General features: G+C 76.7%; 12 protein-coding genes and 1 riboswitch. Of the genes, 5 read left to right on the top strand and 7 right to left on the bottom strand.

All coding sequences use genetic code 11. From position 1 onward, the window contains the following. Window positions 1-19: 19 nt before the first annotated feature. The gene (locus F1641_RS07625) at window positions 20-2,050 is read right to left on the bottom strand and encodes a S9 family peptidase (protein WP_194904142.1); all 2,031 of its coding nucleotides are present in this window, start codon (window positions 2,048-2,050) and stop codon (window positions 20-22) included. A 10-nt stretch (window positions 2,051-2,060) separates the two neighbouring features. Then, window positions 2,061-2,549 (bottom strand): tRNA (cytidine(34)-2'-O)-methyltransferase, encoded by a 489-nt coding sequence (locus tag F1641_RS23030; RefSeq protein WP_194904141.1) that lies wholly within the window; start codon window positions 2,547-2,549, stop codon window positions 2,061-2,063. Window positions 2,550-2,838: 289 nt separating this feature from the next. Between F1641_RS23030 and F1641_RS07615 the strand changes: the two genes are divergently transcribed. Continuing rightward, window positions 2,839-4,053 (top strand): NADP-dependent isocitrate dehydrogenase, encoded by a 1,215-nt coding sequence (locus tag F1641_RS07615; RefSeq protein WP_194904138.1) that lies wholly within the window; start codon window positions 2,839-2,841, stop codon window positions 4,051-4,053. Between the two features lie 50 nt (window positions 4,054-4,103). Beyond that, window positions 4,104-5,717, top strand: coding sequence for a metallophosphoesterase (locus tag F1641_RS23025; RefSeq protein ID WP_194904136.1), 1,614 nt, complete (start codon window positions 4,104-4,106; stop codon window positions 5,715-5,717). Between the two features lie 41 nt (window positions 5,718-5,758). Here F1641_RS23025 and ribH read toward each other — a convergent pair whose 3' ends face one another. From ribH to ribD, 4 genes are read right to left on the bottom strand one after another with little or no spacing between them, the layout of a single operon-like run. Continuing rightward, a complete protein-coding gene (gene ribH / locus F1641_RS07605; RefSeq protein WP_194904134.1) occupies window positions 5,759-6,256 on the bottom strand; it encodes a 6,7-dimethyl-8-ribityllumazine synthase in 498 nt (165 codons plus the stop codon). Next, entirely contained in the window at window positions 6,253-7,641 is a 1,389-nt protein-coding gene (ribB, locus tag F1641_RS07600; RefSeq protein WP_206690749.1) for a 3,4-dihydroxy-2-butanone-4-phosphate synthase, read from the bottom strand. The genes ribH and ribB overlap by 4 nt, the downstream gene beginning before the upstream one ends. Next, on the bottom strand, window positions 7,638-8,279 hold the full coding sequence (locus F1641_RS07595) for a riboflavin synthase (RefSeq protein ID WP_194904132.1): 642 nt from the start codon (window positions 8,277-8,279) through the stop codon (window positions 7,638-7,640). Before F1641_RS07595 ends, ribB begins: the two co-directional genes overlap by 4 nt. Next, the gene (gene ribD / locus F1641_RS07590) at window positions 8,279-9,370 is read right to left on the bottom strand and encodes a bifunctional diaminohydroxyphosphoribosylaminopyrimidine deaminase/5-amino-6-(5-phosphoribosylamino)uracil reductase RibD (RefSeq protein WP_194904131.1); all 1,092 of its coding nucleotides are present in this window, start codon (window positions 9,368-9,370) and stop codon (window positions 8,279-8,281) included. Before ribD ends, F1641_RS07595 begins: the two co-directional genes overlap by 1 nt. A gap of 193 nt (window positions 9,371-9,563) precedes the next feature. Further along, a riboswitch (FMN riboswitch) is annotated at window positions 9,564-9,691 on the bottom strand. 74 nt (window positions 9,692-9,765) lie between these two features. Here ribD and F1641_RS07585 point away from each other — a divergent pair. Then, window positions 9,766-11,289 (top strand): threonine/serine exporter ThrE family protein, encoded by a 1,524-nt coding sequence (locus F1641_RS07585; RefSeq protein ID WP_194904129.1) that lies wholly within the window; start codon window positions 9,766-9,768, stop codon window positions 11,287-11,289. A 770-nt stretch (window positions 11,290-12,059) separates the two neighbouring features. After that, the gene (gene treS, locus F1641_RS07580) at window positions 12,060-14,333 is read left to right on the top strand and encodes a maltose alpha-D-glucosyltransferase (protein WP_375541474.1); all 2,274 of its coding nucleotides are present in this window, start codon (window positions 12,060-12,062) and stop codon (window positions 14,331-14,333) included. A 300-nt stretch (window positions 14,334-14,633) separates the two neighbouring features. Here the strand turns inward: treS and purU are convergent, their stop codons facing one another. After that, window positions 14,634-15,527, bottom strand: coding sequence for a formyltetrahydrofolate deformylase (gene purU / locus F1641_RS07575; protein WP_194904127.1), 894 nt, complete (start codon window positions 15,525-15,527; stop codon window positions 14,634-14,636). A gap of 44 nt (window positions 15,528-15,571) precedes the next feature. On the opposite strand from purU, the gene F1641_RS07570 reads away from it, so the two are divergent. Then, entirely contained in the window at window positions 15,572-16,864 is a 1,293-nt protein-coding gene (locus F1641_RS07570; RefSeq protein WP_194904124.1) for a CynX/NimT family MFS transporter, read from the top strand. Window positions 16,865-16,924 lie beyond the last annotated feature (60 nt).

Genomic DNA, 16,924 nt, shown 5'->3' with positions numbered 1-16,924 from the left:
CGGTGGTCCTGGAGGTGTCTCAGACCGGCAGGTGGCGGTCCCACCAGCGCTGGAGGTGCTCGAAGCGGGCCACCCGGTGCGACGGCCGGCCCGACCGCGTCAGCTCGTGGCCCTCGCCGGGGAAGAGCAGCAGCGCCGACTCCACGCCCTGGCGGCGCAGCGCCGTCCACCACCGCTGGCCCTGCTCGACCGGGCAGCGCCAGTCGTGCTCGGAGTGCACCACGAGGGTCGGCGTCCGCACGGAGGCGACGTGCGTCATCGGCGACTGCTCCCGCATCGCCTCCTCCGAGCCGTGCAGCTGGTCGGGGAAGAACCAGCCGATGTCGGCGGAGCCGACGAAGCTCGTCGCGTCGAGGTACCCGCGCTCGACCACCGCCGCCGCGAAGCGCTGCGTGCGGGTGGTGAGCAGCGCCGTCATGTAGCCGCCGTAGCTGCCGCCCATGACGCCGACCCGCTCGGCGTCGAGCGGCAGGGAGCCGTCGGCCAGGGCGCCGTCGAGCAGGGCGAGCACGTCGTCGGCGTCGACGGTGCCGAGCGCCCCGAGCACCGCCTCCCCGTGCGCCAGGCCGTAGCCGGCCGAGCCGCGGGGGTTGCCCATGACGACGGCGTACCCCGCGCCGGCGGCCACCTGCGCCTCGTCGAACAGCGCCCAGCCGTACTGGGCGTGGGGGCCGCCGTGCACGAGCAGCAGCACCGGGTGCGGCCCGTCGCCGTGGAGCTCCGGGTCGGGCAGCACCACCCAGCCGTGCACGGGGTGCCCGTCGCGGCTCGGGTGCTCCACCTCGTGCAGCGGCCGCAGGCGCCCGGTGGCGCGCAGCGGCGCACCCACGTCGGTCAGCCGCTCCGCCCCACCGCCGGGGAGCACCCGCGCCAGCTCGCCGCGGCTCGTCTCGTCGGCCACCACGCCGACGGTCGTGGCGCCGTCGGGCGTGCTCGCGACGCCCACCACCTGCAGGTGGCCGTCGAGCAGGACGTCGCGCGAGCCGTCGGGGCGCACGCGCAGCAGGTGGAGGGCCCCGCGGGAGCGCTCGACGACGAGCGCGCCGAGCGCGTCGACCACGAGGGAGCCGGCCGGGTCGCCCAGGTCGACGTCGGGCTCGGTCAGGCGCTCCAGCTCGCCGGGGGTGAGCGGACCCGTCCCCGGCGCGGGGAGCGGGGCGGTCCACAGCGACTCCGGCTGCGCCACGGCTCCGAGGCCCTGCTCGTCGAGGGACGTCGCGAGCAGCCACAGACGCCCACCGTCGGGGTCCAGGGCGAGCGCGCCGACGGCGAGGTCGCCGACGACGACGGGCTCCAGCTCGGTGGCGCGCTCCGCGGCGGCGTCGACGCGGTGCACCCCGCGGCGCAGGTCGTGGCCGGCGCCGTCGTGGCGCGCGGACGCCACCAAGAGAGCCGTGCCATCGGGCGTCCAGGTGGGCTCGGTGTCGTCGGCGTCGCCGTCGGTGACCTGGCGCGGGGCCGGCAGCTCCGCGCTGCCGGCGCTGCCTGCGGGGGACCCGGAGGTGGCGGCGGTGACGTCCAGGACGAAGGCGTGGTGGCGCCGGTCGGTGAGGTGCCCGACCCCGTCGACGCGGTGCGCGGGCGCGGTGATGAGCCGCGGCGGCTCGGCGTCGGGCCCCCGCAGGTGGGCGGGTCCGGTCGCCGTGCCGTAGCGGCCGGGCTCGGGCACGCGCGCCGCGAACGCCAGGGCCGAGCCGTCGGGCGACCAGCGCGGGGCGCCCGCGCCCAGCGGCAGCTGCTCGTCGGTGGTCAGCGCCACCGGCTCGCCACCGGCCAGCTCGACCAGGTGCAGCTGCGGGCGGCCACCGGGCTCGGCCCGCAGGAAGGCCACCCACCGGCCGTCGGGGCTGGTGGCGGCCGCGGTGTCGCGGTGCCCGCGCGTCAGGCGGCGGGGCCCGCCGCCGCCCCGGGCGGGCACCGCCCACAGCGAGCCGCGCTCCTCGTCGGTGGTGAGGTCCGGGGCGGTCACGGACACCACGGCGACGGAGCCGTCGGGGGCGAGCGAGGGGGAGGAGCAGCCGGCGAGCAGGGGCAGGTCGGTGGGCAGCACCTCCTCGACGCTACCCCCGGGCCTCTGGGGCCGCGCCCGCGAACCCGTGCTGGCGCCAGGCCTCGTGGACGACGACGGCGACCGCGTTGGAGGCGTTCAGCGAGCGGCGCTGGGGCAGCATCGGGATGCGCAGCCGGTCGCTGACGCGCGGGTCGGCCAGCACGTCCTCGGCGAGGCCCACCGACTCGCGGCCGAACAGCAGCACGTCACCGGGGGCGTAAGCGACGTCCGTGTAGAGCCGGGTCGCGGAGGCGGTCAGGGCGTAGGCCCTCCCGGCGCCGCGCACCGCGAGGTCGGCCCACAGGGCCTCGACGTCGTCGTGGACGGTGGTGCGGGCGAGGTCGTGGTAGTCCAGGCCCGCTCTGCGGAGCTTGGAGTCCTCCAGGTCGAAGCCCAGCGGGCGCACGAGGTGGAGGTGGGCGCCGGTGGTGGCCGAGAGGCGGATGGCGGCGCCGGCGTTGCCGGGGATCTCCGGCTCGACGAGGACGACGTGGAACACGGGCACACCCTCTCGCACGCCGATGTCGCTCCCCACCCCACCGCAGCCGGGCGCCTCGTTGCGGTTCGTGACCCGGTGGGAACCGCAGCCGGGCGCCTCGTTGCGGTTCGTGACCCGGTGGGAACCGCAGCCGGGCGCCTCGTTGCGGTTCGTGACCCGGTGGGAACCGCAGCCGGGCGCCTGGCTGCGGTCCGGAGGTCCGTCCGGGCGCACCTGGACGCGGCAGCGCGCCGGGACCTCGGTAGGTTCGGAACGACACCTACTGCTCCGACGGAGGACAGGGACGCGCATGGCGAAGATCAAGGTCGAGGGCAAGGTCGTCGAGCTCGACGGCGACGAGATGACCCGGATCATCTGGCAGTTCATCAAGGACCGCCTGATCCACCCCTACCTCGACGTCGACCTCGAGTACTACGACCTCGGCATCGAGCACCGCGACGCCACCGACGACCAGGTGACGGTCGACTCCGCGAACGCCATCAAGAAGCACGGCGTCGGCGTGAAGTGCGCCACCATCACGCCCGACGAGGCGCGGGTCGAGGAGTTCGGCCTCAAGAAGATGTGGCGCTCCCCGAACGGGACCATCCGCAACATCCTCGGCGGCGTGATCTTCCGCGAGCCGATCATCATCAGCAACATCCCGCGCCTGGTGCCGGGCTGGACCAAGCCGATCATCGTCGGCCGCCACGCCTTCGGCGACCAGTACCGCGCCACCGACTTCACGTTCCCCTCGGCGGGCACGCTGACGGTGACGTTCACGCCCTCGGACGGCTCCCAGCCGATCGAGCACGAGGTCTTCCAGGCCCCGGGCGCGGGCGTGAGCCTGTCGATGTACAACCTCGACAGCTCCATCCGCGACTTCGCGCGCGCCTCCCTGAACTACGGGCTGACGCGGAACTACCCGGTGTACCTCTCCACGAAGAACACGATCCTGAAGGCCTACGACGGCCGCTTCAAGGACATCTTCGAGGAGGTGTACGAGGCCGAGTTCAAGGACCAGTTCGCCGCGGCGGGCCTGACCTACGAGCACCGCCTCATCGACGACATGGTCGCCTCTGCCCTGAAGTGGGAGGGCGGCTACGTCTGGGCCACCAAGAACTACGACGGCGACGTCCAGTCCGACACCGTCGCGCAGGGCTTCGGCTCGCTCGGCCTCATGACCTCCGTGCTGGCGACGCCGGACGGCCGCACCGTCGAGGCGGAGGCCGCGCACGGCACCGTCACGCGCCACTACCGCCAGCACCAGGCGGGCAAGCCCACGTCCACCAACCCGATCGCCTCGATCTACGCGTGGACGCGCGGCCTGGACCACCGCGGCAAGCTCGACGGCACCCCCGCGGTGCGCGAGTTCGCCGAGAAGCTCGAGCAGGTCGTCATCTCCACCGTCGAGAGCGGCAAGATGACGAAGGACCTCGCGCTGCTGGTGGGTCCGGAGCAGCCGTTCCAGACCACCGAGGAGTTCCTGGCCACGCTCGACGAGAACCTCGCGAAGGCGCTCGCCTGACCTCGGCCGCACACCGGTGACCACCGGCGGCACCCCGTAGGGTGCCGCCGGTGATCGCTGTCCGGGGCCCCGTCCGAGGCCCGGGGCGCAGGGGCCACTGGCCCTCCGCCCGTGCGCGGGCCGCCTCCGCGTGGCGCCGCTGGGCCTGGCTGCGGGTGGCGACCGCCGTCGTCGTCGCCCTGGTGGCGGCGGGCGCCGCCACCGCCACGGTCGGCGGGGTCAGCGCCAGCGTCGGCCCCGTCGACGCGCGGCTGGTCCTGGTGCCCTCGCTCACCGGCGGCACCCAGGTGCAGGTCCCGCCCCTGGGCGAGCTGGAGCTCGACACCCACCGCGGGCCCCTGCGGCTGCGGGCCGAGGTCGACGGGCTGCGCCTCGACGACGCGCGCACCCTCGTCGCCCGCGGCACCACCGCGGCCTCCGTGGGCGAGGAGCTCACCGCCGACGTCCGCTCCGCCGTCGTCCGCCTCGTGGTGAGGTCGGCGCTGGTCGCCCTGGCGGCGGGGGCGCTGGCCTGCCTGGTGGTCTTCCGCCGCCGCCGGGCCGTGGTCACCGGGACGGCGGGCGTCGCCGTCGCGCTGCTGGCCACGGGCGGCCTCGCCGCAGCGACGGCCGACAGCCGCGCCCTGGCCGAGCCGCGCTACACCGGCCTGCTGAGCCGCGCGCCCGCGCTCGTGGGCGACCTCGCCAGCGTGGGCAGCCGGTTCGACGTCTACCAGACCCGCGTGGCCGCGCTCACCGGCAGCGTGTCCCGGCTGTACTCGGCGCTGTCGGGCCTGCCCGACACCGCCACCACCGGCGACGACGACGTGCGCGTGCTCTGGGTCTCCGACGTGCACAACAACCCCGAGGCGTACCGGCTGATGAGCACGCTGGCCAGCGAGTTCGGGGTGTCCGCGGTGGTCGACACCGGTGACTCCACGGACTTCGGCAGCGACGCCGAGGCGCGCCTGCTCACGCCGATGGCGGGGTTCGGCGTGCCGTACCTGTGGGTCCGGGGCAACCACGACTCCACCGTCGTGCAGACGGCGGTCGGGAACCTGGGGGGTGACGTCGTCGTCCTCGACGGCGGTGACACCTACGAGGTGGCCGGCATCCGGTTCGCCGGCACCGGGGACCCCCGCTTCAACCCGAGCAGCTTCGTGGTCAACGACTCGGCGCGCGAGCAGCTCACGGCGGCGGGGGAGCGGCTGGCCAGCGCCCTCGACGCCTCGGCCGCCGCCGGCGAGCCCGTCGACGTGGCGCTCGTGCACGAGCCGGCGATGGCGCTGCCGCTGGTCGGGAAGGTGCCGCTCGTGCTCGACGGGCACACCCACCGGCGCGCCTCCGCTGCCGACGGTGACACGCTGCTGCTGACGCAGGGCTCCTCCGGCGGCGCCGGCCTGCGCACGCTGGTGGGCGACGAGCCCCTGCCGCTGCAGATGTCGGTGCTGCACCTCGACCCCGACGACGGCTCCCTGCTCGCCGTGGACGACGTCACGGTCGGCGGCGTCGGCCAGGACAGCGCGACGGTGGAGCGGCGCACGGCGGCCTCCTACCGCGAGGACTCCTCGGCCCCCGACGACGCGCCGGCCCTGGAGGAGCCGTCGGACCAGCCGTCGCCCGAGCCGACCGAGCCGCCCCTGCTGCTCCCCACGACGGGCACCGCACCGCCCACCCCCTCGTGATCATGGGCGTCCGCCACCCCGGAGGTGGCGGACGCCCATGATCACGGTCGGGGCAGGGGAGGGGCGCCGGCGGCGCGCAGGGCCGCGACGACGCCGAGCACGGCCTCGGCGGCCTCGGCGCCCTTGTCCTCGCGGCTGCCGGGCAGGCCGGCGCGGTCCAGCGCCTGCGCGTCGGTGTCGCAGGTCAGCACCCCGAAGCCGACCGGGACGCCGGTGCGCACCGACACGTCGGTGAGCCCGCTGGTGGCCGCGGAGCAGACGTACTCGAAGTGCGGCGTGCCGCCGCGGACGACGACGCCGAGCGCCACGACCGCGTCGTACCCGGCCGCCGCCAGGCGCGCCGCCGCCACGGGCAGCTCGAAGGTGCCGGGCACGCGCACCACGGTCGGGGCGGGGGCGCCCGCGGCCTCGAGCGCGCGCAGCGACCCGGCGAGCAGGCCCTCCACCACCTCGGTGTGCCACAGCGCCGCGACGACGGCGACGCGCACGCCGCTCCCGTCGAGCTCGCCCTGCAGCGACGGGGCTCCGTGTCCGCTCATGCCTGCTCCTCCTGCGATGACGTCGTCTTCTCCGCACCCTCCGCGGAGGGTGCGGAAGGGGGTGTGTGGCCCAGGCGGGCCCGCTTGGTGGCGAGGTAGGCCTCGCGCAGCGGCGCCGGCCTGCTGGCGCGGGCCCCGCCGTCGTCGTCGCTCCCACCAGCGCCGCCGACGTGCAGGGGCACCTGCTCGGTGACGACCACCCCGTGGGCCGCCAGGCCGTCGGTCTTGGCCGGGTTGTTGCTGAGCAGGCGCACCCGCTCGTGCCCCAGGGCGCGCAGGACCGCGGCGGCCCCGCCGTACTCGCGGGCGTCGACGGGCACGCCGAGGCGGGTGTTCGCGTCGACGGTGTCGGCGCCGGCGTCCTGCAGCGCGTACGCCGCGACCTTGCGGACCAGGCCGATGCCGCGGCCCTCGTGCCCGCCCACGTGCACGAGCACGCCGCCCTCGGCGGCGATCCTGTCGAGCGCCCCGTGCAGCTGGGGGCCGCAGTCGCAGCGCAGCGAGCCGAACGCGTCACCCGTGAGGCACTCGGAGTGGACCCTGACCAGCGGGGGAGCCCCCTCGCCGGTGCCCTCGGCGACGACGGCGAGGTGCTCGGCGCCGGTGGCCAGGTCGCGGAACGCCACCGCGGTGAAGTCGCCGTGCTCGGTGGGCAGGGCGGCGCGGGCGACCTCGACCACGCGGGCGCGGTCGTCGGCGGGCGGCGAGGCCACGGCGCCGGTGCCGGGGAGCCCGGCCGCGGCACCGGCGGCGCGCAGGTGGGCGGCCAGCTGGTCGATGGTCAGCACCGGCAGCCCGTGCTCCGCGCCGAGGGCCACGACGGCCGCGCCGCGGAGCATGTCGCCGGCGGGGTCGTCGAGGTCGACCAGCTCGGCGATGACCGCGACCGGCGGGAGCCCCGCCAGGCGGCACAGGTCGACGGCGGCCTCGGTGTGCCCGCGGCGCTCCAGCACCCCGCCGGGCCTGGCGCGCAGCGGCAGCACGTGGCCGGGGCGCACCAGGTCGGTGGGGCCGGCGGCAGGGTCGGCCAGGACCCGCAGCGTGCGGGCGCGGTCGGCGGCGCTGATGCCGGTGGTGACCCCGGAGGCCGCGTCGACCGTCACGGTGTACGCGGTGCGCAGGGAGTCCTGGTTGCGCTCGACCATGTCGGGCAGGCCGAGGGAGTCGGCCAGGCCCGCGGGCAGCGGCGCGCACAGCAGCCCGGAGGTGTGCCTCACCGTCCACGCCACCCACTCGGGCGTGGCCAGCGAGGCCGCGAGGACGACGTCGCCCTCGTCCTCGCGGTCGGCGTCGTCGAGCACGAGGACCGGGCGCCCGGAGCGCAGCGCGGCGAGCGCCTCCTCGACGGAGGCGAGGTCGAGCTGCAGGTCGGCGGACGCGCTCACCGGGGGGTCCCGGCGACGGCGCCCGCGGCGAGCAGGCGCTCGACGTGCTTGGCCAGGACGTCGACCTCGAGGTTGACGCGCTCCCCGACGGCGCGGTGGCCCAGGGTGGTCGCGCGCAGCGTCTCGGGGATGAGCGACACCGAGAAGGTGTGCCGCCCCTCGTCGTCTCCGCCGGTGCCGGTCACGGCGGTGACCGTCAGCGAGACGCCGTCGACGGCGACCGACCCCTTCTCCACCACGTAGCGCGCGAGCTCGGCGGGGAGCTCCACGGTGACCACCTCCCAGCGCTCGCCCGGCTCGCGGCGCACCACGGTGCCGACGCCGTCGACGTGGCCCTGCACGACGTGCCCTCCGAGCCGGCCGCCCGCGGGCACGGGCCGCTCCAGGTCGACGCGGCTGCCGGGGGCCAGCCCGCCGAGCGTGGTGCGCTCCAGGGTCTCGAGCATCGCGTCGGCGGTGAACTCCCCGGCCGCGCCGTCGAGGTCGACGACGGTCAGGCAGCAGCCGTCGACGGCGATGGAGGAGCCGTGGGAGGCGTCGGACGTGACGAGCGGGCCGCGGACGGTGATGCGGGCCGAGGTGGTGCCGCGCTCCAGCGCGACCACCTCGCCCAGCTCCTCGACGATGCCGGTGAACATCAGGCCTCCTGCTGGGTCTGGGTCTGGGTCTGGGTCTGGGTCTGGTCGGTGGGGCGGGCGAGGACGACGACGTCGCCCCCGAGCGCGCAGGCGTCGACGAGCTCCAGGCGGAGCGCGTCGCCGATCGAGGTGGCGCCGAGGTCTCCCAGGGCGCTGCGCCCGCCGCCGAGCAGCGCGGGCGCCAGGTGCGCGACGACGTCGTCGACGAGGCCGGCCCGCCAGAACGCGGCGGCGAGCTGCGGGCCGCCCTCGAGCCACACGGAGCGGACGCCGCGGTCCCACAGCGCGCCGAGCGCCTCGCGGGGGTCGCGGGTGCGCAGGTGGACGGTCTCGGCGGAGCCGTCGAGGAGCTGGGCGCCGGCGGGCAGGTCGCGCAGGCCCACCACGACGCGCAGCGGCTGGTGGGGGAGCGGGGCGCCGTCGGCGTCGCGGACGGTCAGGGCGGGGTCGTCGGCCAGGGCGGTCCCGGTGCCGACGAGCACGGCGTCGTGCCGGGCGCGGCGGGCGTGCACGTCCGCGCGGGCCACCGGCCCGGTGACCCAGCGGCTGGAGCCGTCGGGGGCGGCGCTGAAGCCGTCGAGGGTGGCGGCATACTTCCACGTGACCAGCGGGCGGCGGTGGCGGTGGGCGCGGGCCCACGGCCGCAGCAGCTCGGCGGCCTCCGCGCGCAGCGCCGGGTCGTCGGCGAGCCGGGCGGGCACGCCCGCGGCGGTGAGCTCCGCGGCGCCGCCGCCGGCCACCGGCGTGGGGTCCGGGGCGCCGACGACGACGCGGGCGACCCCCGCGGCCAGCAGTGCGCGGGTGCACGGGCCGGTGCGACCGGTGTGCCGGCACGGCTCGAGCGTCACGACAGCAGTGCAGCCGGTGGTGCCGCGGCCGCGGGCGGCGGCGTCGGCGAGGGCCGCGACCTCGGCGTGGGGCGTGCCCGCGCCGGCGTGCCAGCCCTCCCCGAGGACCTCGCCGCCGTCATCGAGGAGGACGCACCCGACCTGCGGGTTCTCCGTCTGCGGCCCGCGGCGGGCGAGGTCGAGGGCCCGGGCCAGGGCCCGTGCGCCGGCGCCGGCCGAGGGGCCGCCGGAGGGGCTGTCCACAGGTCTGTCCACAGGGGTGTGGACAGGCGTACGGGTCTGCTCGTGGTCCACCGCGCTCCCTGCTCGCTCGCACCGGGTGCGGCTCCGGGGGCGCTGGGGGAGGGCGACGGCGGCGGTGGCGGGCGGCCCGTCCCACAGGGGGCGGGGCTCCGCTGAGCCGACGGCGCTTCGGCGGACCCCTCGCGGGGGCCGCCGCGTGCTCCTCCCCTCCGGACTCTCACCGTCGGTCCCGGAGTCCCACCGGGTCCACCGGCCGCTGGCTGCGGTCGGGTCGCGGACTGTCACCGCCGGTTCGGAATTGCACCGACCCCGGAGCGCGCGTCGTTCAGCGGGCGATGCTGCCACGCCGGTGCGCCCCGGGGCCAGTCCTGGTGCGTCCGGCCTAGGGTCGGCGCGTGGCGCACTCCCGGACGGGCACCTCGTCGCGGACGGGCTGGCCCGGTCCCCTCCCCGGGGCCCGGACGGGCTCGAGGGTGGGCGGCAGGGTCTCCGCCGCCGTCGCGCGCCGGCTGGCCGGGGGCGTCCCGGTCACCACGGCCGGGCGCCGGGCGCGCCGGCCCTCCGCCAGCGACCGGACCGTCCGGGAGGTGCTGGAGCTGGCCGTGCGCTGCGGCGAGGCGATGCTCTCCCTGGGCGCCGCGGCCGCCGACGTCGTCGAGGCCATCCGCCTCACCTGCGGCGCCTGGGGCGTGGAGGTGCAGGTCGACGTCACCTTCACCGCGATCCTCGTCGCCGCCGACGGCGACGACGACGCCCCCGGCGTCAGCGCCCTGCGCGTGGTGCAGGTCCGGGCCTCCGACTACGACCGGCTCGCCCGCGTGAGCGCCGTCGTCGAGGACGTCGCCGCCCGGCGGCCGGCCGACGCCGGGTCCGACCGCACCGACCAGGGCGCCCACGAGCGGCTCCTGGAGGAGCTCGAGGCCGCCCACTCCCGCCTCGACGCGGTGCTCAGCGAGCCCCAGCGCTACCGCCCCGCCCTGGTCACCGCCAGCCTCGCCGCGATGGCGGCCGGGGTCGCGCTGCTGCTGGGCGGAGGGCCGCTCGTGGTGGTGGTGGCCGCGGCGACGACCGGGGCCATCGACGCCGCGCTGCGCTGGCTGGGCCGCTGGGGCCTGCCGGCGTTCTTCCTCCAGGTGGCCGGGGCGGCGGTGGCGACCACCGTCGCCGTCCTGCTGCTGGCGGTGGTGCCCGGCCTGCCCGTGGAGCTGACCGCGCTGCCGCCGTCGCTGGTGGTGGCCTCGGGGATCGTGGTCCTGCTCGCCGGGATGTCCATGGTCGGGGCCGCCGACGACGCGATCAACGGCTACCCCGTCACCGCGAGCGGCCGGCTGCTGGAGGTGCTGCTGCTGACCCTCGGCCTCGTGGTGGGCATCGGCGGCGTGCTCGACCTCGCCCGCCGCGCCGGCGCCCAGCTCGACCTCTTCGACGCGGGCGCCGCCGCCTGGCCGCTGCCGGTGCAGGTGCTCGGCGCCGCGGTCGCCTCGGCGGCCTGGGCCTGCAGCTGCTTCGCCGGTCCCCGCACGGCCGCGCTCGCGGCCGCCGCCGGGGGCGGGGCCTGGCTCGTGCACGCCGCGCTCACCGGTGCCGGGCTGCCGACGGCGGCGGCGGGCGCCGTCGCCGCGCTGCTGGTGGGCGCCGCCGCGGAGCGCACCCGGCGGCTCAGCGGCGTGCCCGTCACGGTCATGACCAGCTGCGGCATCGTGCCGCTGCTCCCGGGCCTGGCGATCTACGGGGGCATGCTCGACCTGGTCACCGGCGCCGAGAGCGGCGGCAGGCTCATGGAGGCCGCGGTGGTCGGGGTGGGCCTGGCCGCCGGCGCGACCCTCGGCCGCACCCTCGCCGCGCGGGCCGGGGGGCTCCGGCGCCGCCACCCGTCGCCGCCTCCGCCAGGACCCCGGCACGCGTCGGAGGGCCGCTAGGGGGGCCTCGCCCTAGGGTTGTGATCGTGACCCGCGAGGCCCCGGCGAACCCGCCCCACGTGCTGCCCCTGGACGACTCGGCCGATGCGCCCGCCGAGCGGCGCGCCGTGCCGACGAGCGTGCCGGAGGTGACCCTGCGCGAGGGCGAGCCGCTGGCCGGCCCGTGGCGCCAGGTGCCGCTCAGCGGGCTCGTCGCGCTGCTCGAGCACTCCGCCGAGGTGCCCGCCGGGCGCCCGCGCGTCGTGGCGGTCGACGGGCGCGGCGGCAGCGGCAAGTCGGCCCTGGCCGACCGCCTGCTCGCCGCGGTCGAGGGCGGCGTGCTGGTCCGCACCGACGACGTCGCGTGGAACCATGCCTTCTTCGACTGGACCGACCTGCTGGTCGACGGCGTCCTGCGCCCGGCCCGCGAGGGCCAGGCCGTGAGCTTCCGCCCGCCGGCGTGGGAGGAGCACGGCCGCGAGGGGGCGCTGGAGGTGCCCGAGGGCACCCAGTGGCTCTTCCTCGAGGGCGTCGGCGCTGGCCGCCGCGAGCTGGCCGACCAGGTCGACGTCGCCGTCTGGGTCCAGTCCGACCCGGAGGTCGCCGAGCGGCTCGGCATCGACCGCGACGTCGAGCAGGGCGTCAACGGCGACCGCGAGCAGGCCACCCGCTTCTGGCACGAGTGGCAGGCCGAGGAGGTGCCGTTCGTCGCCGAGCAGCGCCCCTGGGAGCGCGCGCGCATCGTCGTCGCCGGCGCGGGCCTGGCCGGGGTGCTGAACGAGGAGGTCGTGGTGGCCCCCACGCCGGCCGTGGTGGCCGGGGCCACCGGCGACGACGGCGGGGAGCCCGTCGAGCGCACCTACGACGAGCAGCGCTTCGCCGCCCGGCCCCGCCGCCTGCGCCCCTCGGCGCAGCTGGAGGTCCGCCGCGGCCGGGCCACCCACCGCCGCACCGCCGACGGCACCAACCCCGCCTACGTCGCCTGGCTGGTGCAGCAGTCGATGCTCGCCGACGCCGAGGGCCTGAGCCGGCAGCTGTCCGGCACCCCCGCGATGTGGCGCAACCCCTACGCGCGCCCCGACGCCCGCCGGGCCGTCTCGACGGCGTCGGTGTGGTTCACCGCCTACCCGATCTCGCTCATCACCGAGGAGGGCCAGTCGTTCCTGGCCTCGGTGGCCGACGCCCGCCTGTGGAGCGCCTTCCAGCAGATCGGCATCGACGGCATCCACACCGGCCCGGTGAAGAAGGCCGGCGGCATCACCGGCTGGGAGGAGACCCCCAGCGTCGACGGGCACTTCGACCGGATCAGCACCCAGATCGACCCGCTGTTCGGCACCGAGGACGAGTTCCGCACCGTCTGCGAGGTCGCCGACGCCCACGGCGGCTCCGTCATCGACGACATCGTCCCCGGCCACACCGGCAAGGGCGCCGACTTCCGCCTGGCGGAGATGGGCCACGGCGACTACCCCGGCGTCTACCACATGGTCGAGATCCCCCGGGAGGACTGGCACCTGCTGCCCGACGTCCCCCCGGGCCGCGACGCCGTCAACCTCGACGCCGTCACCGAGGCGCGCCTGGCCGACGCCGGCTACATCATCGGCGCCCTGCAGCGCGTGATCTTCTACGCCCCGGGCGTCAAGGAGACCAACTGGAGCGCGACGTCGGAGGTCACCGGCGTCGACGGGCAGGTCCGCCGGTGGGTGTACCTGCACTACTTCAAGCAGGGCCAGCCCTCCATCAACTGGCTCGACCCCACGTTCGCGGGCATGCGCCTGGTCATCGGCGACGCCCTGCACTCCCTGGCCGAGCTCGGCACCAGCGCGCTGCGCCTGGACGCCAACGGCTTCCTCGGCGTGGAGCGGTCCGACAGCGGCGCGCCCGCCTGGTCGGAGGGCCACCCGCTGTCGGAGGCGGCCAACCACGTCATCGCCAGCACCGTGCGCAAGGTCGGCGGCTTCACCTTCCAGGAGCTGAACCTCGGCATCGAGGACATCCGCGACACCGGCCGCGTCGGCGCCGACCTGTCCTACGACTTCGTCAACCGCCCCGCGTACCAGCACGCGCTGATCACCGGCGACACCGAGTTCCTGCGCCTGACGCTGCGCACCTCCCTCGAGGTGGGCGTCGACCCGGCCTCGCTGGTGCACGGCATGCAGAACCACGACGAGCTCACCTACGAGCTCGTGCACTGGAGCACGGTGCACGCCACCGACACCTACGCCTTCCGCGGGCGGGAGGTCACCGGCGCCGAGCTGGGCGAGGCCGTCCGCCAGGACATGGTCACCGGGATCACCGGCGAGGCCGCCGACTACAACCACGTCTTCACCACCAACGGCATCGCCTGCACCACGGCGTCGGTCATCGCCGCCTCGCGCGGCCACCGCACGCTCGACTCCATCGGTGACGGCGACGTCGAGATGATCCGCCGGGCCCACCTGCTGCTGGCGATGTTCAACGCCTGGCAGCCGGGCGTCTTCGCCCTCTCGGGCTGGGACCTCGTCGGAGCGCTGCCCGTGCCCGCCGAGCAGGTCGCGTCGCTGGTCGACACCGGCGACACCCGCTGGGTGGAGCGCGGCGCGCACGACCTCATGGACGTCGCGCCCGACGCGACCACCTCCGCCTCCGGGATGCCGCGGGCGCAGGTGCTCTACGGCGCGCTGCCGCAGCAGCTGGCCGACGAGAGGTCGTTCGCGTCCCGGCTCAAGGGGCTGCTCGCGCTCCGGGCCGCGCACGGGATCGCCACGGCGACCCAGCTCGACGTCCCCGCCGTCGCCCACCCGGGCATGCTCGTGCTGGTGCACCGCCTCGACGGCGGCGACCCGACCCGCGCGGCGGGCCTGCAGGTCACGGTGCTGAACTTCACCGGCGAGACCATCGAGGGCACCGTCCGGTCGGAGCACTTCACGCCCCGCACGGCCGTCCTCGACGCCCGCGACGACGGCGAGATCGGCTGGGTCGACGACCTCAACAGCTTCAGCGTGTGGCTGAGCCCGTACTCCGGGCTGTTCCTGCTGCTGCGCGAGCCGGCCTCGCCCGAGGACGACCTGCGCCGCTCCGGCCGCTGACGCGCCCCGCTCCGCGCCGTCGCGGCGCCGCGACGGCGGAGTCCGGGGTCAGGACCACCGCGTTCCCGACCCCGGACTCCGCCGTCGTGCGTCCGGTGCCCACCCGGCCCTCCCACGGGTCCGCCGCCCCCTGCCCGCGCGATCGAGGACCTGCGCGCCACCTCCGTGGTGCCGGCTCAGCGCCCGCGGCCTGCGTGCTGCTCCTGGCGGGAGGGCTCGGACGAGTCGTGCGCCCCCCCGGGTGGCGCTGGCGTCCGTGATCGTGCGGGGAAGGGGAGAGGTCGGGGAGGGGCGGCCCGGTCAGCGGAAGACGACCGTGCGGTGCCCGTCGAGGAGCACCCGGTGCTCGGCGTGCCAGCGCACCGCGCGGGCCAGCACCTGCGCCTCGACGTCCTGGCCGATGGCCTGCAGCTCGGACGTCGGCATGCCGTGGTCGACCCGGTGGACGTCCTGCTCGATGATCGGGCCCTCGTCGAGGTCGGCCGTGACGTAGTGCGCCGTCGCCCCGATGATCTTCACGCCGCGCTGGTGGGCCTGCTGGTAGGGCCGCGCGCCCTTGAAGCTCGGCAGGAACGAGTGGTGGATGTTGATGGCCCGCCCGCTCAGCGCCCGGCACAGGTCCGTCGACAGGACCTGCATGTAGCGCGCGAGCACCACCAGCTCGACGTCGAGCTCGTCGACCAGGCCCAGCAGCGCGGCCTCGGCGGCCTCCTTCGAGCCCGCACCGCCCGCCGCGGCGCCCCGCTCGACCGGCAGGTGGTGGAACGGCACGCCGTAGAAGCCGGCCAGCGGCTCCAGGTCTCGGTGGTTGCCCGCCACGGCGACGACGTCGACCGGCAGCTGCCCCGCCCGCGTGCGGAACAGCAGGTCGTTGAGGCAGTGGCCCGCCTTCGACACCATCACCAGCGTGCGCAGCGGGCGGCCGAGCACGTCGAGGGTCCACTCCATGCCGAAGCGCTGCGCCACCGGCGCGAACGCCCCGCGCAGCGAGGCCTCGTCGAGGTCGGCGCTCACCTGCACCCGCATGTGGAACCTGCCGGTGTCGGGGTCGCCGAACTGCTGGCTGTCGGTGATGTTGCCGCCGAGGTGCGCCAGCACCCCCGTCACCGCGTGGACGATGCCGGGCCCGTCGGGGCACGACAGGGCGACGACGTAGCTCGAGGGGCTGGAGGGGGCGGACGGCGAGTCGGGCACGACCCGCGAGCGTAGCCAGCGCGAGCGGCACCTAGCGTCGACGCGTGCCACCGGACCACCCCCGACCCGCCCCGCGGACCCCCGCCCGCCCCACCCCGCGGGCGGCCTGGCTGGCCGTGACGGCGGTGGTCCTGGTGGCCCTCAACGTCCGCGGGCCCCTCGCGGCGCTGCCGCCGGTGGCCGGTGAGGTCGGCGCCGACCTGGCCGTCACGGCAGGGGCGATCGGGCTGCTGACCACGCTCCCCGTGCTGTGCTTCGGGCTGGCCTCCCCGCTCGCGTCCGCGCTGATCGCCAGGTGGGGGCTGCGCAACGCCGTCCTGGGCTGCGTGCTCGGGGTGCTGGCCGGCACGCTGCTGCGCTCGGCCGGCGGGTACGGCGCCGCCGTCGCGGGCACCCTCGTGCTCGGCCTGGCCATCACCGTCGGCAACATCGCGATGCCCGTGCTCGTGGCCGAGGACTTCCCCGCCGCCGTCGGCCTGCTGACCGCGGTCTACACCGCCGCGTTCGACATCGGGAGCACCGCCACCACGGCCCTCACCCCGCTGGTCGCCGCGGGCGCCGGCTGGCGCCCGGCGCTCGCGGCGTGGGGCCTGGTGGCCGTCGTCACCGTCCCGGTGCTGCTGCTGGCCCGGCGCGGTCGCGCCCGGGCCGCAGCGGCCCGGGCCGTGCCGCCCCCCGAGACCGGTGAGGACGGGGTGGCCGGGGTGGCCGACGCCGCCCCGGCCCCGGCCCTCGCGCGAGCCGGGGCGGTCGACCCGCGCCCCGTGCACCGCAGGCCCGCCACCTGGCTGCTCGCCCTGGCCTTCGGCGGCCAGTCGTTCTCGTACTACGGCACCACCGCGTGGCTGCCCGAGCTGCTCGCCGACCAGCTGGGCGTCTCCGCCTCGGCCGCCGGGGCCAGCGCCGCGGTGTTCCAGGTGGCCGCCGTGGCCGGCGCCTTCGGGGTGCCGCTGGTGCTGAGGACGACGGGCCGCCCGCGCGTGGCGCTGTGGCTGGTCTGCGCCGGGTGGGCGGTGCTGCCGCTGGGGCTGCTCGCGGCCCCGGAGCTGTGGTGGGTCTGGTCGGCGGTGGCCGGGGCCGCGCAGGGCGGCGGCATCACCGTGGTGCTCGTCTCCGCGGTGGCGCGCAGCACCGGCTCCGCGGAGGTCCGCCGCACGGGCACGCTGGTGCAGGGCGCCGGGTACGCCCTGGGCGCCTCCGGCCCGTTCGTGGTGGGGGCGGCGCACGACGCGACGGGCGGCTGGACCGCTCCGCTGGCGGTGCTGCTGGGCGCCGTCGGCGTCCTCCTCCTCGCCGGCACGCCGGGGGTGCCGCGGCGGTACGCCCCCGCCCGCTGACCGCCTCCGGGCAGACGTGGCACACGTGTTCGGTATCGGCTTCATCACAGGATCGCCGCG

Origin of the sequence: Quadrisphaera sp. INWT6, from assembly GCF_015390235.1 — a bacterium.
Taxonomy (GTDB): Bacteria; Actinomycetota; Actinomycetes; order Actinomycetales; family Quadrisphaeraceae; genus Quadrisphaera.
Note: the sequence above shows the minus strand (reverse complement) of the source record. Positions and strands in the feature narration are given on the sequence as shown.

What these genes read in the sequence shown, in the direction of transcription:
- F1641_RS07595 (WP_194904132.1), bottom strand. Translation starts at nt 8,279, where the DNA reads ATGTTCACCGGCATCGTCGAGGAGCTGGGCGAGGTGGTCGCGCTGGAG.
- F1641_RS07615 (WP_194904138.1), top strand. Translation starts at nt 2,839, where the DNA reads ATGGCGAAGATCAAGGTCGAGGGCAAGGTCGTCGAGCTCGACGGCGAC.
- ribH (WP_194904134.1), bottom strand. Translation starts at nt 6,256, where the DNA reads ATGAGCGGACACGGAGCCCCGTCGCTGCAGGGCGAGCTCGACGGGAGC.